This is a genomic window from Lysinimonas soli, from assembly GCF_042655435.1.
Taxonomy (GTDB): domain Bacteria; phylum Actinomycetota; class Actinomycetes; order Actinomycetales; family Microbacteriaceae; genus Lysinimonas; species Lysinimonas soli.
Map to the genome: position 1 here is coordinate 996773 of NZ_JBHSMG010000001.1, position 21757 is coordinate 1018529.

Here is a 21757-nt window from a genome sequence, read left to right on the forward strand (position 1 = left end):
ATGCTCGGGTCGGCCGTGACTAGGCCCGGGTGCGCCGTCGGAGCATTCCCGCCCTGAGCGTGCCGGCCGCGAGCAGCGCACCGATCCCGATTCCGCACACCAGCCACTCGATCTGGCGCCCGCCTCCCATGGCGGGGGTGACGGTCGTCGCGATCGGCACGTCGTCGACGATCACCCCGGGCGTGTAGGTCGGGAGCTGATCGCGCACCGTGCCATCCGGAAGGATCACGGCGCTCGTCCCCACCGTCGAGATGTTGACGACGCTCCGGCCCATCTCCATGGCGCGGATGCGGGCGATCGCGAGCTGCTGCACGCTCTCGTCGGTCGTGCCGAAGTCGGCGTTGTTCGTCTGGGCGAGCACCACATCAGCGCCCTGCGCGATCATGTCGTGCATCAGCTGGTCGTCGACGATGTCGAAGCAGATGGCGATGCCGGCCAGTGCATCGGAGATGCCCGACTTCGTCGTGCCCAGGTGCAGCACCTCACCCGTCGTGCCCGGGGTGTACTCGCGCTGGATCAGGTCGATCAGCTCGGGGGCGAACATCCGCCAGAACGAGCGGTCGGGAACGTACTCGCCGAAGGGCACCGGGTGCTTCTTGTCGTAGTACCCGAGGGCGCCCTTGCCCGCCTCCCACAGCAGCGAGGTGTTGAAGTACCGCGTCGTCGTCGAGCCGTCGGCGTTCGTCGTGGTGCGGGTCGTGATCGTTCCGCCGACCAGTGGGGCACCGGCTCGACGCGACACCTGGTCCCAGAGGTCCGCGGCCGACGGATCCTCGAGGGGGTCGAGGTCGGAGGCGCCTTCGGGCCAGACGACGACGTCGACGTTCTTGTCGTAGACCGGTGACGTCGCCGCGATCTGGCCGAGCAGGTTGTCGCCGACCTGGGCCGGCGGATCGAAGTATCCGGCCTTGGTGTCGCCCTGCACGGCACCGACGCGCAGCACCCCGTGGGTGGGCGTCGGCCACGCGGGGATCAGCACGACGACCACGAGCAGCCCCAGCACGGTGACGGCTCGCACGGTCCAGTCGACGCCGGCTCGAGCGCCTCCGGCCGTTCCCTTGGTCGAGAATGCGGGGGTCGACGCTCCCGAGGCGACGCGGGCGGCCGTCATCCCGTTGCCGCCGTCGACCCAGGGGCGGTCCCAGGCGGCGCTCCGACCGGACCGGATGCGAAGTCCTTCCTGCACGCCGGCGATCGTCGCCGCGACCAGGAACACCATCAGGAAGCTCACGCCCGAGACGCCGATCCAGGCGAACAGCGACGACAGGGGGCTGTCGGACTGCGAGAACGCGACCCGGCCCCACGAGAAGCCGCCGTACGGCCAGACGCTCGCCACGGCCTCGCGCAGGGTCCAGAGCCCCGCGACGACCACGGGCAGGAAGAGCAGGCGGCTCCAGGCCGTCGGGAACGCCGACGGCACCCAGCGGTAGGCCAGCGTGATGAGCATGCCGCCGAGCCCGCACCACAGCGCCATGAGGGTCGACAGCGCCGACCAGGGAACCGGCCCGAGGAAGACCGCCGCCCACTGGATGTCGACGAAATAGAACGTCGCCCCGAAGACGAAGCCGACCAGGAACGCCGAGCCGAGGCGGCGTCCCTGCAGGGTCAGCAGCTGCAGGCCGATTGCGAGAAAGGCGAGCGGCCACCAGCCGAGGTCGGGGAACGCGCCGTCGAGCACGGGACCCGCGCCCGCCGCGACCAGAACGGCCACCCACAGCGGCAGCGTCGGGCGGGCGGATGTCACTCAGTGAGCCTAAGAGATCGCTCCGCCCCCTCATGCCAAATGAAGGAGATTCGCTGCGTGTTGACGGATCGATCGAGCGGATCGGCGATCCGGGGCGGGGTCTCCTTCATTTGGCACGGGGCGGGGCGGGCGGTGGCGGAGCAGGCACGTGGCGGGGCGGGCACGGGGCGGCCGCGACGCGGGGGCGGACGGCGGGGCGGCGGGTCAGGCGACGGAGCTGTAGGCCACGATTCCGCGACGGATGCCGTCGATCGCCGTGCGCGCGGTGCGCCCGAGCGGGCCCTCGGCCACGATCGAGATCTGGTCGAGCAGGTCGACGGCCTGCTTCATCCAGCGCACGAAGTCGCCGGCGGCCAGGTCGGCTTCGCGCAGCACCGCATCGAGCTGCCCGCCGCGGGCCCACAGCTGCGTCGCGAGTGCCAGCCCGGTCGACGGCGGATTGCTCTCCGGCAGCCGGTGCTCGGCCTCGATGTCGCTCAGTTGCGCCCAGATCTCGCCCGTGGCCTCCATGGCGGCGCGGAAGGGGCCTCGGGGCAGCCCGCGCTCCCCCGCGGCCTCCTCGCGGCGCGGCTCGAAGATCAGGGTGCTCGCGATCGCGGCGAGCGAGGCGGCATCGAGCCCATCCCAGGTGCCACGACGAAGGCACTCGGCGACCAGCAGGTCGCGTTCTCCGTAGATGCGACGCAGGGAACGACCGGATGCCGCCACCGTCACGACGCCCTCGGTCCGGTCCAGATAGCCCAGCTCGAGCAGCACATCGGTGACCCGATCGAAGAGCTGCGCGACGGCCCCGGTGCGCCCGCGGATCTGCGAGCTCAGCTGTTCGGTCTCGCGCTTGAGACGCCACCACCGCTCGGCCCAGCGCGAATGCGCCTCGCGCTCGCTGCAGCTGTGGCAGGGATGCTGCTTCATCTGACGTCGCAGCTCGGCGATCCGACGCTGGCGGCGGTCGCGATCGCTGCGGCTCTCGCCGCTCGGCGCCCCACCGCGACCCTCGGCGCGCGCGTTCTTCTTCTCGAGGTCGGTCAGCTCGCGGCGCAGCCCGGAGTACTCGCGGAAGTCGCCGAGGTGGCACTGCATGGCCTCCGCGTACTTCGCGAGCGAGGCCTCCTGTTCGCGGACGCGACGTGCCAGGTCGACGACCGCGCGATCCGCCTGGAACTGCGCGAACGAGCTCTCGAGGATCTCGCGGGTGCGCTCGCGTCCGAACTGCTCGATCAGGTTGACCGCCATGTTGTAGGTGGGGCGGAAGCTCGAGATGAGCGGGTAGCTGCGGCGCGAGGCGAGCGACGCGACCGCGGCCGGGTCGAGCCCTCCGGCCCATTGGATGACCGCGTGCCCCTCGACGTCGATGCCACGGCGTCCGGCGCGGCCCGTCAGCTGCGTGTACTCCCCCGGCGTGATCGGGACCCTCGCCTCGCCGTTGAACTTCTCGAGCTTCTCGAGCACGACCGTGCGGGCCGGCATGTTGACGCCGAGCGCCAGCGTCTCGGTCGCGAAGACCACCTTGACCAGTTTGCGCTGGAAGAGCTCCTCGACGACCTCCTTGAATGCCGGAAGCATGCCCGCGTGGTGCGCCGCGATGCCGCGTTCCAGCCCCTCGAGCCACTCCCAGTAGCCGAGCACGCTCAGGTCGGAGTCCGGGATGCTGCGGCAACGCTCCTCGGCGATCGCGCGGATCTCGGCGCGCTCCGCCTTCTCGGTGAGCCGGATGTCGGATCGCACGACCTGCCGCACCGCGGCATCGCAGCCGATCCGGCTGAACACGAAGAAGATGGCGGGCAGCAGGTTCTTGGATTCGAGCATCCGGACGAACTCGGGGCGCTCCACGCGGTCGGCGCGATCGAAGCCGCCCCCCGTCGAGCCGAGGCCGGAGCCGCGGGTGCCCTCGGATCCGGACCCTCCCTGCCCCTTGCGATGATGCCGCCCGGGATGCCCGCCACGGTAGGTGCCGGCCGCGCGCCCTCCCGAGGCGGCGAGGCGCGCGAGTTCGGGGTTCACCCGGTTGGTGGCCGCGGACCCCAGGTTGATCACGGCCGAGCTGTCGAACAGGTCGAGCAGCTTGCTGCGCACCAGCACGTGCTGCTCGAGCGGCACCGGTCGCTCCTCCGAGACGATCACGTCGGTGTCGCCGCGCACGGCCTGCAGCCAATCGCCGAACTCCTCGGCGTTCGACACGGTCGCGCTCAGCGACACGAGCCGCACGCTCTGCGGGAGGTGGATGATGACCTCCTCCCAGACCGCGCCGCGGAAGCGATCGGCCAGGTAGTGCACCTCGTCCATGACGACGTAGGCGAGGTCCTTGAGAAGCGGCGAGTCGGCGTAGAGCATGTTGCGCAGCACCTCGGTCGTCATGACGACGACCCGAGCCGAGCTGTTCACGTTGCTGTCGCCGGTCAGCAGGCCGACCGACTTGGCTCCGTGCTCCGCGGCCAGCTCGGAGTACTTCTGGTTGCTCAGCGCCTTCATCGGCGTCGTGTAGAACACCTTGGCCCGCGGATCATCGAGGGCCAGGTGCACCGCGAACTCGGCGACGATCGTCTTGCCGGCGCCGGTCGGGGCGGCGACGAGCACGCTGCGCCCCTGCTCGAGCACACGGCAGGCTTCGAGCTGGAAGGGGTCGAGATCGAACTCCTGATTGCGGCGGAACTCCTCCAGCTGCGGGGCGTCGCGGCGGATGCGCGCAGCCGCGTAGCGCTCCGCCGGCGAGAGCGTCACGCGCGAGCGAGCCCGGCCGACATGGCGTCGGCCCTGCGGGCGGCAGAGCGGTCGTGGAGGGCGGCGACGCCGAAGGCGGCGAAGTAGAGCAACACCATCGGCAGGGCGAGCAGGAGCATCGACAGCGGGTCGGCGGCCGGAGTGGCGATCGCCGTGAAGACGACGATCGCGAGAACGGCCCACCGCCATCCCTTCAGGATCGTCTTCGCCGAGAGGATGCCGATGAAGTTCAGCAGCACGAGGAACACCGGGAGCACGAACGCGATGCCGGTCGCCAGGATGAGCTTGATCGTGAAGTCGAGGTAGTAGCTCGCGTCGATGATGCTGGTGTCCTGTCCCGGCACGAAGCTCACCATGAGGTTCACGAGTCGCGGAAGCACGAGCCAGCCCACCACCGCACCGCCGAGGAACAGCGGCACCGCCGTGAAGAAGAAGCCGAAGATGTACCTACGCTCGCGGCCGGTCAGGCCCGGCGCCAGGAACGCGAAGATCTGGTACAGCCAGATCGGGCTGGAGACCAGGATGCCGAGCATGATCGCGACCTGGAAGCGCACGTCCCAGGCGCTCGTGATGCTCGGGTAGTTGATGGAGGCCTCATGGTGCGCCGCCGCCAGCTCGAGGATCGGGGCGCGCAGCCCGTCCCACACCAAGGCGGAGAGGAACCAGCCGCCGATCGTGCCCAGGACGACGCCCAGGCCGGCGATCATCAAGCGTTTGCGGAGTTCGACCAGGTGCTGGCCGAGCGACATCTTGCCTTCGGGGTCGGTCTTCCGCCGGGTGCGGACGGCCATGGACTACGACTTCGCGGGCTTGACCGGTTCGCCCGACTCGGCGGGCTTCGTCGGGGCGGCGCCGGGAGTGGTCGGTTCCGCCGCGAGGGTCGGGGCGGCCTTGTCGGCTTCTGTGGAGCCGGCGGCCGTCTTGTCGGTCTTGATCTCTTCGCGGAAGATCTTCGTCGACTGACCGATGCTGCGGGCCAGGGCCGGAAGCCGAGTCGCTCCGAACAGGAGCAGGACGACTGCGAGCACGACCCAGATTCCAGGCCCCTCGAAAAGTCCTCTGAGCATGGCGGCGTCCTCACTGATCGGAACTGATGGCACGAGCTTACCGCCAGATGCCCGGCCCCGCCGAAAAAGCCGACGGGTGTCCGCGTCGCGGGTCAGGTGGTCGAGCGGTAGCGCGCCACTCCGGCCTGCGCCCATGCCTGCACGGCGGCGCGGGCACTCGGCGGGGCGACCACCACGGCGACGCCGGGCATGCTCGCGATCAGCCGCTTGAGGCCGTGATAGTGCGAGACCCGAAGCGTCGTGCGGATGCGGCCCTCGTGCTCGGTCGTGTTGGCGCCATCCGGGATGTAATCGGACACCAGCGGCATCGCCGAGGGCACGACCTCGATGGTGACCTCGAGATCCTCGGGCGACGGCTCGAACAGCACGTCCGGCAGTCGCACGTCGGAGTCCGAGGCCCGGTGCTCGATCGGCTGTTCCGTGATGATCGCGTTCGAGATGCGATCGAGGCGGAAGGTGCGTACCGCCTCGCGCAGGTGGCACCATCCGCGCAGGTACCAGTCGGCGTCGATCGACTCGACGCGCAGCGGGTCGATACGGCGCCGCTCGCGCTGCCCCTGGGAGTTCTGGTAGTCGAGCTCGAGCTGCACGCCGCGCTCGACCGATTCACGGATCAGCGCGAGCGTCGGCGCGAGCGGGTCCGGTGCGATCGTGTCGATGGCTCCGGTGGTCACGGCACCCTCGACGCCGACCTGACTGGGCTGCGCGGAGGCCCCCCTCGAGAGCTTGCTCATGAGCGAGGCGATCGCGGCGCGATCCGCGTTCTCCGGTAGCGCCGAGAGGTACTGGAGCCCGGCGATGAGCGCGGCCGCCTCGCGCGCCGAGAATCGCGGGGAGTCGTCGATCGCGACGAGGTTGGTGAGCACGATCTCGTCGCGCTCCTCGAACGCGTCCCAGTTGATGTCGAAGAGGTCACCGTGCTGGTACGAGTCCGTCTCTCCCGGAACCCCGCTCACCGCGATGAGCTCGACGGCCTCGCGGATCTGCTCCGGGGTCACGCCGAAATGCGCCGCCGCCTCGGAGACGCTCGCCCCGTCGTGGTCCATGAGCCACGGCACGAGTGAGAGCAGGAAGGCGAGCTTGTCGCGGGCCTGCAGCGGTTGGGCGCGTTCAGCCATGATCCCGGACCGTTCTCTCGAGGCGGGCGATGACGGCCTCCCGCAGCTCGGGCGGGCTGAGCACGAGCACTTCGGGCCCGAAGCCGGCGAGCTCGTCAGCCAGGATGTTGACGTCCACGTAGTGCAGCTGCAGGCGGGCCTCGGCGGCGCCCGAATCGGGGTCGAGGCGCTCGGTGCCGCGGCGATTCGCCAGACGGGTGGCGGCATCCGAATCGCAGACCACCGAGACCTCGGCGATGCCGCGCTCCCAGACCTCGTCGAGGGCGGCGAGGGCGGCGGAGGCGTGGTCGCCCGGGCGTGGCGGCGCGGCCTTGCCCGCCGCGATGGGGCCCACGATGCGGCGCAGCAGGTAGGTCTTGTAGGCACCGCGGGTGTCGGCGGCGGGCGCCGGGACCTCCTCGGCCGACAGGTGCCAGCGCCCCTGGTACTGCACGAGAGCGAGCGGGATGACCTCGCGCTCGCGCGCGCTGTCCTCCCCCGGCGTGAGGTAGGGGAAGCGCACGATGAGACGCTTCTCGAGAGCCGCGCTGAGGGGCTCGAACGCCGCGTCGCGGAGGCGCACCCGCGGCGCGTAGCCGAGCACCGGCTCGTCGGCCGCGACGCCGAGCGAGCGAAGCTTGAGCAGCGCGCGCCGCGACTCCCCCGACAGCGATCCCTCGCGCCAGACCATCGCGGCCAGGTTCAGCAGGGTGGTCTCGTCGCTCGAGAACGAGATGTCGCGCGGCAGCTCGTAGCTTCCGCGCGGGATGCGGTAGCGCAGGGTCTGGTTGTTGCCCGCCTCGCCCGGGGTGTCGATCGTCTCGAGCGGCACGCCCAGGTCGCGGATGTCGTCCTTGTCGCGCTCGAACTGCCTCTCGAGATTCGCGTTGTCGCCCCCGGCCTTGTACTTCTGGCGGTAGCCCTGGACCGTCGACAGGATCTCGTTCTTCGTCAACCCCGACTCGGTCGCCAGCAGTGCGAGCACGAGGCTGAACAGGCGCTCCTCGACGGGCACGCGCAAGGTCGCCTGAGATGCGGAGGAAGGGGGCACGAGAGGAATCCTAGAGACAGCACGGCCGCAACGCAGTCGCGACGCTCGCGGTTTCGCTGCGGGCGTCGCGTCGGCGTGCGACCGGGACTGCTACTTGATGCCGAGGACGTCGACGACCATGATCAGAGTCGCGTTCGCGTCGACGCCGAGCGAGCTCGAGCCCGCTCCGAAGCCGGCCTTGGGCGGCATCACGACGAGCACCTGCGATCCGACCTTCGCTCCGACCAGAGCCTTGTAGAGACCGACGGGGAGGGATTTCGAGTCCACGGTCAGGTCCACGGCCTGATCGTTGGTCCACGATGCCTGCCCGTCGCCGCCCGAGCTGCTGCCGGGCCAGATCACGGGCTTGTCGGACGAGGTCGTCGGCCAGCTCCAGCCGGAGTACTTCACGTGCACGGTCGCGCCCTTCTCGACCGTCGCGCCGGCGCCGGCCTTGATGGTCGAGATGCGAAGGTCCTTGGGCTTGCCGATCTCTTGGATGACGATGCCCGGCTGGCCGTCGACGGCCGTGATCACGGCGGGCATCCCGTCTTGCGGGAGCACGTTGATGCCGTTCGCCTTGCCGAGGAAGTGGTCGACGACGTCGACGACGACCACGAGGGTCGCGTCGTCGGGGTAGCTCGAGCCGCCGGCACCGGCGCCGAAGCCCTCCTTCACGGTCGTGACCAGCGCGTAGCGCTCACCCGTGGTGGCGCAGCGCAGCGACTTCTGCACCGCAGTCGCCTTCGCGGTGTCGAGGGCGCCGGACCGTGCCGTCGCGGTGTTCGAGCTGGACGAGGTGGCGATCTGTTTCCCGGTCGCGCCGTCGTAGAGGCTGTACGTGTAGTCGACCTGGTCGCCGGACTGCACCGGCGATCCCTTGCCCGCCTTGAGCTGCGACACCTGACTGCTCTTGACCACGAGCGGCGTGGGGAAGGACGCCGTGCTCGATGTCGCCTTCACCACCTTCGAGGAGTCGCCGGCCGAGAACACCGGGGTGCACGCCGCGGAGGCGCTCGACGAGCAGCCCACGAGCGAGGTGACGACGACCGCGGCGACCGCGAGGGCGGAGAGGAGCGCGGGTGTTCTGCGCACGAGGCCTTCTTCCTGGAGTTCCGCCGAGCGGTGGCGGGTGAACGAGCGGGACAACTCTACTGGCAGATCAGGCGGGCCTAGCTGGGAGCATCGGGAGCCGAATCGGGCTCCCGCGTCGCGTCGTTCCCGGCATCCAGCTCGATGCCGGTCTCGGCGGCGAGGGCGCGCGCCTCGCGCACGACCTTGCGCACGCGCTTGTCGCTCTTGACCGCGTCGCCGAGCGCGCCGGGCGTCCACAACTCGACGTCGTCGTCGCCGTACTCGGTCTTGGAGGCGCGTCGCACCGGTTGCGGAAGCACCGTCCCGGGTGCCAGCCGCCGCGCGGTGATCAGGAATCCGGTGTGGCCGACCATGCGGTGATCGGGACGCACCGCGAGGCCCTCGACGTGCCAGCCGCGCACGATCGTCTCGCTGGCATCCGGATCGGTGAAGTCACCGGTGGCCCGGATCGCCTCGGCGACGCGCGAGAGCTGGGTCACCGTGGCGACGTAGCAGAGCAGCACTCCCCCGGGAGTCAGGGCACCGGATGCCGCCTCGAGGCACTCCCACGGCGCGAGCATATCGAGCACGATCCGGTCGACGCGACCGGCGAGCTGGGTCATGCGCGGCAGTTCATCGGCGACGTCGCCGATCGTGATGCTCCAGTTCGGGGGCTCGACCCCCAGGAACGCGGCGACGTTCGCGCGCGCCACGACGGCGAACTCCTCCCGCCGCTCGAAGGAGAGCAGTGTGCCCTCCGGCCCGACGGCACGCAGCAGCCACAGGGACAGGGCGCCGGATCCGACGCCGGCCTCGACCACCGTCGCCCCGGGGAAGATATCGGCGAGGGCGCCGATCTGGGCTGCATCCTTCGGGTAGACGATCGCGGCGCCGCGCGGCATCGACATCACGAAGTCCGACAGCAGCGGGCGCAGAGCCAGATAGGCATCCCCGTTCGAGGCCCTGACGACGCTGCCGTCGGGCTCGCCGATGATCGAGTCGTGCGAGACGAGGCCGCGGTGGGTGTGGAAGGTGCCGCCGGCCTGCAGCGTGATCGTGTTGAGCCGACCGCGCGGACCTGTGAGCTGCACGCGATCGCCCGCCGCGAAGGGCCCGGAACGCTTGGGCACGGACCCGCCGTCGCTCATCGGGACACCCGGCTGTGCACGTCGAAGAGCTCCTCGAGCCCGCGACCCTCGAGGGACGGCCACAGCGTGTACGCCGGACTCGGCGGCAGCGGCACGTGCAGCGGCACCGCGATCGTCGTCGCGCCGCTCGCGACGGCGGCCGCGACGCCGAACTCCGAGTCCTCCACCGCGATGCAGTCGGCGGCGTTCACGCCGAGCGCCATCGCGGCTCGGAGGTACGGCTCGGGGTGCGGCTTGCCTTGGGTGACCTCGTCACCGGCGACGACGATGTCGAACGCGGGAAAGCCCGCCGCCTCGGCGATGTGATCGGCCATCCGCCGGATCGACATGGTCACGAGGGCGGTCGGGACCTCGGCGTCGCGCAGCGCCTCGAGCAGCTCGCGGGCGCCCGGGCGCCACGGCACCGCATCCCGGAGCAGGGTCAGCACCCGGTCGGTCAGCACGTCGATGATCTCGTCGGTCGGCAGATCGACCCCCCGCGACTGCAGGATCAGCGACGAGCGCTCGAGCGACGATCCGACCAGCTGCAGCCCGTCGGCATGACTCCACTGGCCGCCCCAGGCGTGAACCAGTTCGGTCTCGGCGGTCAGCCAGTACGGCTCGGTGTCGACGAGCGTGCCGTCCATGTCCCACATGACGGCGGCCGGCCGGGGCGGAGAGAGGCGGATGTCGTCGGTCACGTCGCATGAGTCTACGAGGCTTCGCCACGGGATCCGTTGCGCGGTGCGCTGATGGCGAACGCCGCGAGCCCGGCGGTTCGCGGGGAGGGGTCCTATTCTGGGATGACGCCCCGGAAGCACGTTCCGGGGCCGACGCCGGCTCTCCGGCGAGAGGAATGACGTGGCGGACACAACCGGATTCGGCGAGAACAACCTTCTCGTCGTCGCCTTCGAGGGCTGGAACGACGCGGGCGAGGCCGCGAGCGGGGCCGCCGGTGCGCTCCGCGACCAGCTCGAGCTGGTGCCGGTGGCCGAGTTGGAGCCCGAGGACTACTTCGACTACCAGTTCAACCGTCCGACCTCGACCCTCGACGAGAACGGCGACCGGGTGCTCGAGTGGCCCGGCGTGACGCTGTGGGGTCCGCTGGATGGCGGCGACGGCATCCACGTGCTCCTCGGAACCGAGCCCTCCCGGGGATGGAAGACCTTCTCGGCCGAGGTGATCGACGCCCTCACCGCCGTCGACATCGACGGCATCGTCTTCTTGGGGGCGATGCTCGCCGACGTGCCGCACACCCGCCCGATCTCGATCTTCGCCACGAGCGAGAACGCCGGGGTGCGCGACCGCTTCGAACTCGAGAAGAGCACCTACGAGGGGCCGGTCGGCATCCTCTCGGTGCTCGCGGAGGCGGCCGAGAAAGCGGGGATCCCCACCCTGTCGATCTGGGCGTCGGTTCCGCACTACGTGCACAACGCGCCCTCCCCGAAGGCCACGCTCGCGCTCATCGAGCGTCTCGAGGAGTTCGTCGACGTCGCCGTGGATCGCGGCTCGCTCGTCGAGGACTCGGCGGCCTGGGAGAGCGGCATCGATGCCCTCGCGAACGACGACGATGACATGGCGGCCTACATCGCCCAGCTCGAGCAGGCCCGCGACACCGTGGACTCCCCCGAGGCCAGCGGCGACGCGATCGCCGAGGAGTTCGAGCGCTACCTGCGCCGTCGCGAGGGGCGCGCGGGCGACGACCGCTCGGGCCCCGGCCCCGCGTAGACCGGCCCTGCTCCCCGCGGAAGCCTCGGGAGGTGGCGCCTACGCCTGCAGCACGCCCGTCGAGAGCAGCACGATGAGCGCGACGCCGAGCACCAGGCGGTAGATCACGAACGGCAGGAACGAGCCCTTCGAGATGTAGCGCATGAGGAACGCGATCACGACGAATCCGACGACTCCGGCGACCAGGGTCGCGGCGATCGTCTCGGGCATCGTGAAGACCTCGACCGCGCAACCGGTCGCCTTCGCGGCCGCCGCATCGCAGGGATCCTTGAGCGTCTTGTAGAGCTCGTAGAGGCCGCTGCCGAACACGGCGGGAAGAGCAAGAAGGAATGAGTACCGCGCGGCCGCGCGCCGTTCGTAGCCGAGGGCGCGACCGGCGCCGATCGTGGCCCCCGAGCGCGAGACGCCCGGGATGAGGGCGAGCGACTGCGCGAGTCCGAGCAGCAGCGCGTGCCTCCACGACATCTCCCGCAGGCGCAGCGTCTTCGCACCCAGGTAGTCGGCGAGGCCCAGCAGGATGCCGAACACGATCATCGTCGCCGCCACGATCCAGAGCGAACGCAGCACCGTCTCGATCTGGTGCTGGAAGAGCAGGCCCAGCACCACGATCGGAATCGACCCCACGATGATGAACCAGCCCAGGCGGGCGTTCGGGTCGGTGCGCGGAATGCGGCCGACGAGCGCCTTGAACCACGACGACACGATGTGCGCGATATCCGGCAGGAAGTAGACCAGCACGGCGGTCTCGGTGCCGAGCTGGATGATCGCGGTGAACGCGGCTCCGGGATCGGCGCCCGTGCCGAGGAACTCGCCGGCGATGCGCAGGTGCGCGCTCGACGAGATGGGCAGGAACTCGGTCAGCCCCTGAACGAGACCGAGAATGATCGCTTCGAACCAACCCACGAAGGTCGATTGTCGCAGACCGGTCCGCTGTGGCGGGCTCCGCTCGGCGGCTGGGGGTCAGCAGTCCCGGAGGAAGTCCGCGAGAACGCGCCGACCGAACGCCAGGGCCTCGAGCGGCACGCGCTCGTCCACGCCGTGGAACATCGCCGGGAAGTCGAGCCCGGGGCCCAGTTGAAGCGGGGCGAATCCGTAGCCGGCGATGCCGAGCTTCGCGAGGGCCTTGTTGTCGGTGCCGCCGCTCATCAGGTACGGGAGCACAGGCGCACCGGGGTCGTGGCGGCCGAGGGCGGCCACCATCTTGTCGACCAGAGGACCCTCGAAGGGCAGCTCGAGCCCGATGTCGTGATGCACGATCTCGAGGTCGATATCGGGACCGATCAGCTCGCGGATGCGATCGAGCACCTCGTCCTCCTGGCCGGCGAAGGGGCGCAGATCGACGAGCGCCTCGGCGCGGTCCGGGATGACGTTGTGCTTGTATCCGGCGGTGAGCACCGTCGGGTTGCTCGTGACGCGGACGGTGGCGCGCAGAAAGCCGGCGGCGGTGCCGGTCGCCTCGATCAGGGCATCCGGGGCAGTGTCCTCTGCCGACCCCAGGATCGCCTTCAGCCGTGTCAGGAGGTCGGTCGTCGTCGGGGTCAGCCGCAGCGGCCACTGCTCCTGCCCGATCGCGGCGACGGCGAGGGCGAGCTTGACGATCGCGTTGTCGTGGATGACGCGCGAGCCGTGCGCCGCGGCGCCGTGCGCGATCAGCCGGATCCAGACCAGGGCCTTCTCGCCGGTCTGCAGCAGGTAGGCCCGGCGGCCGTCGAGGTCGATGGAGTAGCCGCCGACCTCGCTGATCGCCTCGCTCGCCCCGGCGAACAGTTCCGGGTGCTCGTCCACGAGGTAGTGCGAGCCGTACACGCCCCCGTTCTCCTCGTCGGCGAAGTAGGCGATCACGAGGTCGCGGGCCGGCTGCTCGCCGCCCTCGAGCAGGTCGCCGAGCGCGGTCAGGATCATGGCATCCATGTCTTTCATGTCGACGGCGCCGCGACCCCACAGCAGACCATCGCGGATCTCGCCGCCGAAGGGATCGACGGTCCAGTCGGCCGCAACGGCCGGCACGACGTCGAGATGACCGTGCACCACGAGCGCCGGGCGGTCGCGATCCCGGCCGGGAACCCGAGCCACGAGACTCGTGCGCCTCGGCGCCGCGTCGAAGAGCCGGGGCGCGAGCCCCAAGCGCTGCAGCTCGGCCTCGACGTACTGCGCGGCCTCGGTCTCGCCCTCGGACTTGCCCCCGCCCCAGTTGACCGTCTCGAAGCGGATGAGGTCGCGCGCGATGCGCGCGGTCGACTCGAGCTCAACGGGGGGCACCATGCCCCCACGCTACCCGCGGGGTGTGTCGACGACGTTTCCGATGCGTCCGTGCGGTCACGACCCGGCCGCATGGTCGAGGGATGGCTGCCGCGGGTCGGCCCGAGCGCGGAGAAGGCGATCACCGCCGTGCTAGTGTCTATCCTCGGTCGTCCTCCGCGGCGGCCGGTCTCGCGCGGGTGGCGGAATGGCAGACGCGCTAGCTTGAGGTGCTAGTGCCCGTAAGGGCGTGGGGGTTCAAGTCCCCCTCCGCGCACGAGATGACGAAGGCCCCCGGATCTGCTGGTCCGGGGGCCTTCGCCGCGTCCAGGGTGGTCGCGGGGATGCGTCGCTTAGCATCGGAGGATGGCTGACCGCGCTGCGCACCGACTCGGCGGCGTGGTGACCACCTGGAACGACGAGCGAGGGTTCGGCTTCCTCAAGCCGGACGACGGCGGCCACGATGTGTTCCTGCACTTCACGGCCGTGCCGCGCGGAACGGCACGTCCCTACCTCGGCCAGCGCCTCACCTTCGAGATCGAGCCCGACGAGAAGGGCAAGGTGCAGGCGGTCCGCGCCGAACCCGTCATCGCCGCCGAGCGGGCGGAGCCGACGACGAGGCCGACATCGATCATCGTGGGTGTGGGAGCGCTGCTCGCCTTCCTCGCCGTGTACCTGGTCGCGATGTGGCGCTGGGGCATCCCGTATTCGGTCGGCGGGTTCTATCTCGCGTTGAGCATCCTGACCTTCGTGCTCTACGCGGCCGACAAGAGGGCGGCGCAGAACGGGCGGTGGCGCACGCCCGAGAACACCCTTCTGATCGTGGGGCTCGTCGGCGGATGGCCGGGCGCCGTGGTGGCTCAGCAGGTGCTGCGGCACAAGACCAAGAAGCTCAGCTTCCGCTCGCGCTTCTGGTTCACGGTGATCCTCAACGTGGTCGGGTTCGTGCTGCTGGTCTGGTACTTCAGCGCTCATCCGATCCCGGGCCTCCGCCTGTTCTGAGCCGGTCGGCGGTTCCTCAGCCGGTACGGGTTCCGATCACGACGATCGACTCGTCGTCCTCGTCGGGAACGATCCGTGCCCGCAGGCCCGCCGCGGTCATCAGAGCGGCCGCGACCGCGGCCTGGCCGACGCCGGCCTCGATGAGCAGATGCCCGCCGGGCGCGAGCCAGGCGGGCGCCTCCGCGATCACCCGGCGGTGCACGTCGAGACCGTCGCCCCCGCCGTCCAGGGCCACCGGATGCTCGTGCTCGCGCGCCTCGGACGGCAAGTGCACGATCTCGGCGCTGGGGACGTAGGGCGCGTTGGCGAGCAGGAGTTCGATGCGCCCGCGCAGCTTCGCGGGGAGGGGGGCGAAGAGGTCACCCTCGTACACGCGACCGGAGGCGCCCACGTTGATCGTGGCGCAGCGGACCGCGGCGGGGTCGACATCCGCCGCATGCAGTTCCGTTGCCCCGAGGCGAGCACCGGTCGCGACGCCGAGCGCCCCGACTCCGCAGCACAGATCGAGCACGACGGCGCCGGTGCGACCGAGCGCGGCGGCCTGCTGGACGAGGAACTCGGTGCGGTGACGCGGCACGAACACTCCGGGCTCGACGACGAAGCGCAGCCCGTCGAACTCGGCCCAGCCCACGATCTGCTCGATCGGCAGGCCCTCGACGCGCTGGGCGATCATCGCCTCGAGGCGCTCGGGGCTCGGCGCCTCATTCGCGAGAAGGGCGGCCTCCTCCTCCGCGAACACCGAGCCCGCGGCGCGCAGCCGCCGGACCATCTCCGATTCCGTCACGCGGACGACCTTGCCATGAACCGCCGCACGAGCGCCAAAAGGGGTGAGACTATCCCCTAGCGAATCGAAGGAGCTCCCATGACGATCTCAGATCAGGCCGCGTCGGCCACGCCGGCCCTCTCGGCCTCCGACAAGGCCCGCTTCGACTCGGACATCGCCGAGCTCGGCGCGGGCGCCGCACGGTGGTCCGCCACGCCGCTGGCGGCGCGAGCGACGCTGCTGCGCGAGGTGCACGCGACGCTGTCGCAGCAGGCCGATGCCTGGGTCCGCGCCGCCGTCGAGGTCAAGGGCCTTGATCCCGCGTCGTCGCTCGTGGGCGAGGAATGGATGTCGGGACCATACGCGACGCTCTCGGGCGTCGCCGCCCTCGCCGAGACCGTCGAAGCGCTCGCCGCGGGCCGCTCGCCGATCGACGGGCTGAAGCTCGGGTCCGCCCCCGGCGGGCGCGTCACGGTGCCGGTGCTCCCCCGCAACTCGTACGAGGCCCTGCTGCTGCACGGCTTCCGCGGCGAGGTCTGGCTCGCGCCGGGTGTCACCGCGACGCAGGCGCGAGGCGAGGCGGGTCTGGGCGAGCTGGCCCCGAGCGTCTCGGGAGGAGTCGGTCTCGTGCTCGGCGCCGGCAACATCACCTCGATCCCCCCGCTCGACGTGCTCTACGAGGTCGTTGCGCACAACCGCGCGGTGCTGCTCAAGCTCAACCCGATCATGCAGGGCATGCTGCCGGTGTATCAGGCTGCACTTCGTCCGCTCGTCGATGCCGGGATGCTCCGGATCGTGCAGGGCGGCGGCGTCGAGGGCTCGTATCTGGCCCATCACCCGAACATCGGACACGTGCACATCACCGGCAGCGCGGCGACGCACGACGTGATCGTCTGGGGTTCCGGGGCGGAGGTCGCCGCGCGCAAGCAGGCCGCCACCCCCCTGCTGCAGAAGCCGATCACGAGCGAGCTCGGCGGCGTGTCGCCGATCATCCTGGTTCCCGGCACGTGGACGACGCGCGACCTGCGCTACCAGGCCGAGCACGTGGCGACGCAGCGCCTGCACAACGGCGGGTACAACTGCATCGCCGGGCAGATCGTCGTGCTGAGCGCCGACTGGCCGCAGAAGGCGGCGTTCCTCGATGAGCTGCGCGCCGCGATCGAGCGCACGCCGGGCCGCCGGGCGTGGTACCCGGGCAGCGACAGCCGGGTGGCGGATGCCGCGACCGCGTACCCGAAGGCGCAGCGACTGGCCGATGGCGCACGACTGCTCGTCGACATCCAGGCCGATGAGGACGCGTCGACCCTGGAGACGACCGAGTACTTCTCGCCCGTGCTCGGCGTGATCGAGCTGCCGGGAACCGGCCAGGCCTTCCTGAACACCGCGGTCGCGACCGTCAACGCCGACTTCCTCGGAACCCTGGGCGCGAACGTGCTCATCGACCCGGCCGAGCGCAAGCGCCTCGGTACCGGTTTCGACGAGGCCATTGCCGATCTGAAGTACGGGTCGATCGCGATCAACAGCTGGACCGGGGTCGGCTTTCTCAGCGCGGCGGCCTCCTGGGGGGCGTTCCCCGGGCACACCCTCGAGAACGTGCAGTCCGGCATCGGGGTCGTGCACAACGCGCTCCTGTTGGATCACGTCGAGCGCTCCGTCATCACGGGACCGTTCCGGCCGTTCCCGCGTTCGGTGCTCCACGGCGAGTTCGCCCTCTTCCCGAAGCCCCCGTGGTTCGTGACCGCGCGTTCGGCGGCGCGGACCGGCGAGCTGCTCACCCGTTTCGCCCAGAAGCCGAGCTGGTTGAAGATGCCGGGGATCTTCGTGTCGGCGTTCCGCGCCTAGCGGCGGCGGTCGTCCCCCGCGGACGAGGTGGATTCCACATCATCCTGAAGACTGAGGTTTCATCGCAACCGACTGCCTAGACTGAGCCGCATGACGCAGGCCTGGACCCACGACGTCGCCGGATACTTGCTCGACGAGGGCTACTGCCCCCGGTGCGGGGCACGCCTCGCCGGGCGGACCTCGTGCCCCACGTGCCTCGCCGACCTCAGCACGCCCGAGGCGATCGAGATCCGCGACCACTCCCGCGTCGCGGTCGACGCCCTGACGAAACGGCAGCAGTCCATCGACCGGCTGCCCAGCGTGCGCCAGGCCGCGCCGGCGGTGGCTCAGGCATCGCCGGCGTCCCGAACGGGCGGGTCCGCCTCGGGAGCTGCAGCCGGGCCGGCAGCCGCGCCGGCTGGAACCCCGGCCACCGCCGCGACGCCCTCCGCCCGGAGCTCGGTCTCGGTGCAGTCGGTCATGGCGGTCGCGGGAGCCGGTCTCGTCGCGGTCGCCGCGATCGTGTTCACCTTCCTCAACCCCGATCTCACCGACTTCGGCACGCGCACGCTGATCGTCGGAATCGTCACGGCTGTCTTCCTCGGCAGCGCCTGGGGCCTCGGCCGCGCGGGCCTGCAGTTCTCGGCGGAGGCGGTCGGTGCGCTCGGCATGGTTTTCGTCGTGCTCGACATCTGGGCGTTCTCGACCCTCGCGCACGGCATCAGCGGATGGTACTTCGGCGCCCTCGGCACCCTGTTCGCCTCGGGGGTGATGATCCTCATCGCAGCGCTGGCCAGGATCCGCACCTGGCTGTGGACCGGTCTGGTCGGGCTCACGCTCGTGCCCGCCTTCGTGGGCTACGCGACGGCCGATCCCTGGCTCATCCTGCTCGGGTACCTGGGGGCCGGAGTGGTCGCCCTCCTGCTCCACGACGCGGCTCGGCGACTCGCCCCGCGCTTCGGTGCGGCCCTCCTCCCGGAGCGCGTCACGGCGACGCTCGTCGAGCTCCTCGCCGTCGGGCTCGCGCTGCTGCAGCTGTTCGCGCTCCCCTACCCGCAGGTGTTCCCGGATGTCGTCGGCGTCTCCGCGGTCATCCTGGGCCTCGCCGTGCTTGCCATGGCCAGCACGCGCACGATCATCCGCAAAGCATGGAGCTACTTGACGGGGGCGTTGATCGCCCTCGCCTTCGCCGTGCTGCCCTTCGCGATCGCCGGGATGTCCAGCGTCTGGCTGCTCTGCCTCCTCCCGGCGGCTGCGGCCGTCGCGGTGCTGCTCGTGAGTGCTCTGCCCTTCCCGCGCACGGTGGATCGGCGCCTCCTCCTGCCCGGGGTCTGGAGCGTCGCGCTCGCATTCGCCGTTCCCGCGCTGGTGACCGTGATCGCGCGCGTCGTGCTCCCCTCGCAGTGGTGGCTCGCGGGCGGCGTGACCCGCGACGACCCGGAACTGTCCGCCCTGCTGGGGGTGTCGGCGGTGACCGCGGGATGCGGCATCCTCTGGTTCTTCGCCCGCCGTTCCGTCTCGACGGCGGCTCTCGCCCAGGGCTCTCTCGTCACCGGACTCTGGCTGGGGATGCTGGGCCTGCTCGACCTCGTCGACGGGCGCGTGCTGCCCGCAACCGCGCGTGCTGTGCTGGGACTGCTGATCGCCGTCGCCCTGGCTCTCGCGGTGGCCCTCATCCCCCGCGTGCGCGAGGCGCGGCTGCGGATGCGCGTGCCGATCGCCGTCGGCGCCCACGTGATCCTCGTCGCGGCGGCGGCCATCGGCTGGACCGACTCGAACCTGACGGTCGCGATCGGTGCGGCGGCGGTCGCGGCGCTCGTCGCGCTGGCCCGCGCCGTTCCGCACGGAGTGCGCCCGCTCCACCTGGCAGTGGGCTATGCCTATGCCCTCGTGGTCTTCGCCGCCGGACTGAACCTCGTGCATGTCGAGACGATCGCCGTTCTGTGCCTCACCACGACGCTCGCCTCGGTCGCGGCGCTCGCATCGACCCTGATCCGGCGCATCGACGCCCGATCGTGGTACGCGGTGCTGATCGTGACGATCGTGCCGTTCCTCATCGGGATCGGATCGGTGCTCGCGGTACGCAGCGGCTGGACCGCGCTGTCGACCGGCGTCACCTTCCTGTTGGCCCTGACTCTCCTGCTCACCCGCCGCCCCGGCCTCAACAGGATCGTGCGCGCGATGGCGGCCTCCCTTCTGGTGCCCACGCTCGCCGTCGTCGTGATCTGCCTGGGGGCGCAGTTCCTCGCCACCAGCGGCTCGCCCGTCACCCTGCCGATCATCGCCGTGATCGTCGCCTGCACGCTCCCCAGCGTCGGGCTCATCGGCGCCGCCCTCGAACGTCACGGCATCCCGGCCGTCCAGGCGGCCTCCGCACGGCTCTGGATCGAGCTCTCGAGCTGGCTCACCGCGGCCCTCGCCGTCGTGCTCGCCCTCGTCCGCGTGGCGGCCGGGCTCGGCACGACCTTCCTGGTGCTGCTCATCATCGGCCTCGGGGCGGCGGCGATGGCGCGCTACGCCCGGCGGCGGTACGGCTGGATTCTCGCCTACGCGAGCTGGACCGGCGCGCTGTGGTGCCTGTGGGCCCTCGCCGGGGTCGCGGTGGCGGAGCCGTACATCCTGCCCCCCGCCCTGATCGCGGCGGCGATCGGCGCGGTGCTGGTGGCGCGCGGCCGGCCGGGTGTCGGCATCCCGGCGATCGGGTTGTTCTCGGTGGCCCTGGCCAGCGCGATCGTGCCCTCGCTCGTGATCTTCGCCGTCGTGGGCGACGGAACGGGCGGTCAGCAGACCTGGCGATGCCTCGCCCTCGTGGCTGCGTCCGTCGTGCTGCTGGTGCTCGGCGCGCTCGTGAGACGGATCCCGTCGGGCTCGCGTGCCGTCCTGCTCGGACGGCTTCGGGCGCCCCTGCTCGTGATGGCGATGGTGGCGGCCGCGGCGGGCCCCGTGCAGGCGGTGCGCTGGGGCCTCCGGCTCGATCCGGTCGGTCTCGCCGACCCGACCCTGCTCATGCTGCCCTCGCTGGGGGTCAGCGCGGCGACGGCTGGGCTCGTCGCCGTCGCCGCCCGTCTGCTGCCGGCCGCTGACGGCTCGGGCGCAGTGCCGTCGACCGCCGCGCGCCGCTGGCGGTACGCGCCTGCGTTGGTGTTCCTGGTCGCGGGCCCCATCGCATCGATCCGCGACGGAGCGGTCGCCATCCTGACCCTCTACGGCCTCGGGTTCGCTCTGCTCGCCCTGGTGATCGTGACGGTGCTGCGCGCCCGCACCCGGGCGGTGTCACTGCCGCCGGTCTGGTTCACGTTCCTGCTCGCCTGGTGCGTGATGGTCGCCAGCTGGAGCGCGCGCGAGATCCTGCGCGTCGAGGCCTATTCGCTGCCGATGGGTCTCGCGGTGCTCGCGGCGGGTGTCATCGCGATGCGGGGCCCGACCGTCGAGGGGCGGGCGGATGCCACGAGCTGGCCGGTCGGGTTCCACGGTTCGTGGCGCCTGCTCACGCCGGGCCTCGTCGTGGCGCTGCTGCCGTCGATGCTCGCCACCGGAACCGACCCGCAGACCTGGCGTGCCATCCTCGTACTCGGTCTCGCCCTCGTGGCGATCCTGATCGGTTCGCTGCGCAAGCTGGGAGCGCCGTTCGTGATCGGGCTGGTCGTGCTGCCGATCGAGAACATCATCGTGTTCTCGGTGCAGGTGGGCCGCTCGATCGGCGCGACGCCGTGGTGGATCACGCTCGCGACGGCCGGGGCGGTGCTGCTCGTGATCGCCGTGACCTCCGAGCGTCGTTCGGCCGGGCAGAAGGGCGTCGGGGCGCGGCTGCGCGACCTGCGCTGACCCGTCGGCGTCGCCGTGCGGCTCAGGCGGGCGGGAGGTTCGCCGACATGGCGACGAAGAACGCGATCAGCGAGACGACGGGTGCGGTGCCCGCCACGACGATCGCCGCGATCCCGGCTCGACGGCCGCGATTCGCCGCCGTCGCCACGATGCCCTGGATGAGCGCCCACAGGCCGAGCCCGGTGCCGAGCAGCACGTGGAGGAGCATCGCGATCGCGAGGGCGTTGATCGTGGGGTTCGGGTCTCCGACGTTGAACTGGAAGCGGAACCCAGCGGCATCGCGTACGGAGTACGGTCCGGCGGCCGTTCCGAGGGTGATCGCCAGCGTCATCGAGATGACGAAGACGAGAATCGCCACGATCATGGCCACCCGTCCCAGTCGTTTCGATCTCGGCGGGTCGGCCCAGAAGACGGAGCCCAAGCGGGGCGCGGCGGTCTCATCCGGCAATGGGCTGGCGGCGTCGCTCATCGGGCTCCTCGACTCGGGTTTGGTAGCCCCACGCTAGTGCCGCGCATGCGGAAG

The 21757-nt window shown here is 70.8% G+C and carries 17 protein-coding genes and 1 tRNA gene; 5 read left to right on the plus strand and 13 right to left on the minus strand.

The annotated features are described in order from the left end of the window. Positions 1–19 precede the first annotated feature (19 nt). From lnt to ACFPJ4_RS04830, 9 genes are all read right to left on the minus strand, one after another. Positions 20–1744, minus strand: a complete 1725-nt coding sequence (lnt, locus tag ACFPJ4_RS04790) for an apolipoprotein N-acyltransferase (RefSeq protein ID WP_386739141.1) — start codon at positions 1742–1744, stop codon at positions 20–22. 204 nt (positions 1745–1948) lie between these two features. After that, entirely contained in the window at positions 1949–4462 is a 2514-nt protein-coding gene (locus ACFPJ4_RS04795) for a DEAD/DEAH box helicase (RefSeq protein ID WP_386739142.1), read from the minus strand. After that, positions 4459–5253 carry a twin-arginine translocase subunit TatC gene (tatC, locus tag ACFPJ4_RS04800; protein ID WP_386739143.1) on the minus strand — a complete coding sequence of 265 codons (795 nt, stop codon included), beginning with the start codon at positions 5251–5253 and terminating at the stop codon, positions 4459–4461. The genes ACFPJ4_RS04795 and tatC overlap by 4 nt, the downstream gene beginning before the upstream one ends. Positions 5254–5256: 3 nt before the next feature. Beyond that, on the minus strand, positions 5257–5529 hold the full coding sequence (locus ACFPJ4_RS04805) for a twin-arginine translocase TatA/TatE family subunit (protein WP_386739144.1): 273 nt from the start codon (positions 5527–5529) through the stop codon (positions 5257–5259). A 92-nt stretch (positions 5530–5621) separates the two neighbouring features. Beyond that, complete coding sequence (locus ACFPJ4_RS04810; protein ID WP_386739145.1) at positions 5622–6647, minus strand: helix-turn-helix transcriptional regulator; 1026 nt, start codon at positions 6645–6647, stop codon at positions 5622–5624. Continuing rightward, positions 6640–7677 (minus strand): helix-turn-helix transcriptional regulator, encoded by a 1038-nt coding sequence (locus tag ACFPJ4_RS04815; RefSeq protein ID WP_386739146.1) that lies wholly within the window; start codon positions 7675–7677, stop codon positions 6640–6642. The genes ACFPJ4_RS04810 and ACFPJ4_RS04815 overlap by 8 nt, the downstream gene beginning before the upstream one ends. A gap of 90 nt (positions 7678–7767) precedes the next feature. Further along, positions 7768–8751, minus strand: a complete 984-nt coding sequence (locus ACFPJ4_RS04820) for an FKBP-type peptidyl-prolyl cis-trans isomerase (RefSeq protein WP_386739147.1) — start codon at positions 8749–8751, stop codon at positions 7768–7770. A gap of 77 nt (positions 8752–8828) precedes the next feature. After that, positions 8829–9878, minus strand: a complete 1050-nt coding sequence (locus ACFPJ4_RS04825) for a tRNA (adenine-N1)-methyltransferase (RefSeq protein ID WP_386739148.1) — start codon at positions 9876–9878, stop codon at positions 8829–8831. Then, positions 9875–10513 (minus strand): HAD family hydrolase, encoded by a 639-nt coding sequence (locus ACFPJ4_RS04830; protein ID WP_386739777.1) that lies wholly within the window; start codon positions 10511–10513, stop codon positions 9875–9877. The genes ACFPJ4_RS04825 and ACFPJ4_RS04830 overlap by 4 nt, the downstream gene beginning before the upstream one ends. 205 nt (positions 10514–10718) lie before the next feature. Between ACFPJ4_RS04830 and ACFPJ4_RS04835 the strand changes: the two genes are divergently transcribed. After that, on the plus strand, positions 10719–11585 hold the full coding sequence (locus ACFPJ4_RS04835) for a proteasome assembly chaperone family protein (RefSeq protein WP_386739149.1): 867 nt from the start codon (positions 10719–10721) through the stop codon (positions 11583–11585). 39 nt (positions 11586–11624) lie between these two features. On the opposite strand, the gene ACFPJ4_RS04840 is transcribed toward ACFPJ4_RS04835, so the two are convergent. Both ACFPJ4_RS04840 and ACFPJ4_RS04845 read right to left on the minus strand, forming a co-directional pair. After that, the gene (locus ACFPJ4_RS04840) at positions 11625–12488 is read right to left on the minus strand and encodes an undecaprenyl-diphosphate phosphatase (RefSeq protein ID WP_386739150.1); all 864 of its coding nucleotides are present in this window, start codon (positions 12486–12488) and stop codon (positions 11625–11627) included. Between the two features lie 57 nt (positions 12489–12545). Continuing rightward, entirely contained in the window at positions 12546–13847 is a 1302-nt protein-coding gene (locus tag ACFPJ4_RS04845; RefSeq protein WP_386739151.1) for a M20/M25/M40 family metallo-hydrolase, read from the minus strand. A gap of 170 nt (positions 13848–14017) precedes the next feature. Here ACFPJ4_RS04845 and ACFPJ4_RS04850 point away from each other — a divergent pair. Then, positions 14018–14100, plus strand: a tRNA-Leu gene (locus tag ACFPJ4_RS04850). A gap of 89 nt (positions 14101–14189) precedes the next feature. Next, positions 14190–14825 (plus strand): DUF1294 domain-containing protein, encoded by a 636-nt coding sequence (locus ACFPJ4_RS04855; RefSeq protein ID WP_386739152.1) that lies wholly within the window; start codon positions 14190–14192, stop codon positions 14823–14825. Between the two features lie 16 nt (positions 14826–14841). Here the strand turns inward: ACFPJ4_RS04855 and ACFPJ4_RS04860 are convergent, their stop codons facing one another. Continuing rightward, positions 14842–15609: a putative protein N(5)-glutamine methyltransferase gene (locus ACFPJ4_RS04860; RefSeq protein ID WP_386739153.1), complete on the minus strand. Its 768-nt coding sequence runs from the start codon at positions 15607–15609 to the stop codon at positions 14842–14844. A gap of 78 nt (positions 15610–15687) precedes the next feature. On the opposite strand from ACFPJ4_RS04860, the gene ACFPJ4_RS04865 reads away from it, so the two are divergent. Together ACFPJ4_RS04865 and ACFPJ4_RS04870 are read left to right on the plus strand one after the other, a co-directional pair. Beyond that, on the plus strand, positions 15688–17430 hold the full coding sequence (locus tag ACFPJ4_RS04865; protein ID WP_386739154.1) for an aldehyde dehydrogenase family protein: 1743 nt from the start codon (positions 15688–15690) through the stop codon (positions 17428–17430). A gap of 90 nt (positions 17431–17520) precedes the next feature. Next, positions 17521–21234 (plus strand): SCO7613 C-terminal domain-containing membrane protein, encoded by a 3714-nt coding sequence (locus ACFPJ4_RS04870; RefSeq protein WP_386739155.1) that lies wholly within the window; start codon positions 17521–17523, stop codon positions 21232–21234. 22 nt (positions 21235–21256) lie between these two features. Here ACFPJ4_RS04870 and ACFPJ4_RS04875 read toward each other — a convergent pair whose 3' ends face one another. Continuing rightward, positions 21257–21703 carry a hypothetical protein gene (locus ACFPJ4_RS04875; RefSeq protein ID WP_386739156.1) on the minus strand — a complete coding sequence of 149 codons (447 nt, stop codon included), beginning with the start codon at positions 21701–21703 and terminating at the stop codon, positions 21257–21259. Positions 21704–21757: the final 54 nt, after the last annotated feature.

Excerpts from the sequence above, each read along its gene's own strand:
- ACFPJ4_RS04865 (WP_386739154.1), top strand. The coding sequence starts at position 15,688 with ATGACGATCTCAGATCAGGCCGCGTCGGCCACGCCGGCCCTCTCGGCC.
- ACFPJ4_RS04805 (WP_386739144.1), bottom strand. The coding sequence starts at position 5,529 with ATGCTCAGAGGACTTTTCGAGGGGCCTGGAATCTGGGTCGTGCTCGCA.
- ACFPJ4_RS04830 (WP_386739777.1), bottom strand. The coding sequence starts at position 10,513 with ATGTGGGACATGGACGGCACGCTCGTCGACACCGAGCCGTACTGGCTG.
- ACFPJ4_RS04845 (WP_386739151.1), bottom strand. The coding sequence starts at position 13,847 with ATGGTGCCCCCCGTTGAGCTCGAGTCGACCGCGCGCATCGCGCGCGAC.
- tatC (WP_386739143.1), bottom strand. The coding sequence starts at position 5,253 with ATGGCCGTCCGCACCCGGCGGAAGACCGACCCCGAAGGCAAGATGTCG.
- ACFPJ4_RS04825 (WP_386739148.1), bottom strand. The coding sequence starts at position 9,878 with ATGAGCGACGGCGGGTCCGTGCCCAAGCGTTCCGGGCCCTTCGCGGCG.
- ACFPJ4_RS04870 (WP_386739155.1), top strand. The coding sequence starts at position 17,521 with ATGACGCAGGCCTGGACCCACGACGTCGCCGGATACTTGCTCGACGAG.
- ACFPJ4_RS04875 (WP_386739156.1), bottom strand. The coding sequence starts at position 21,703 with ATGAGCGACGCCGCCAGCCCATTGCCGGATGAGACCGCCGCGCCCCGC.
- ACFPJ4_RS04855 (WP_386739152.1), top strand. The coding sequence starts at position 14,190 with ATGGCTGACCGCGCTGCGCACCGACTCGGCGGCGTGGTGACCACCTGG.
- ACFPJ4_RS04810 (WP_386739145.1), bottom strand. The coding sequence starts at position 6,647 with ATGGCTGAACGCGCCCAACCGCTGCAGGCCCGCGACAAGCTCGCCTTC.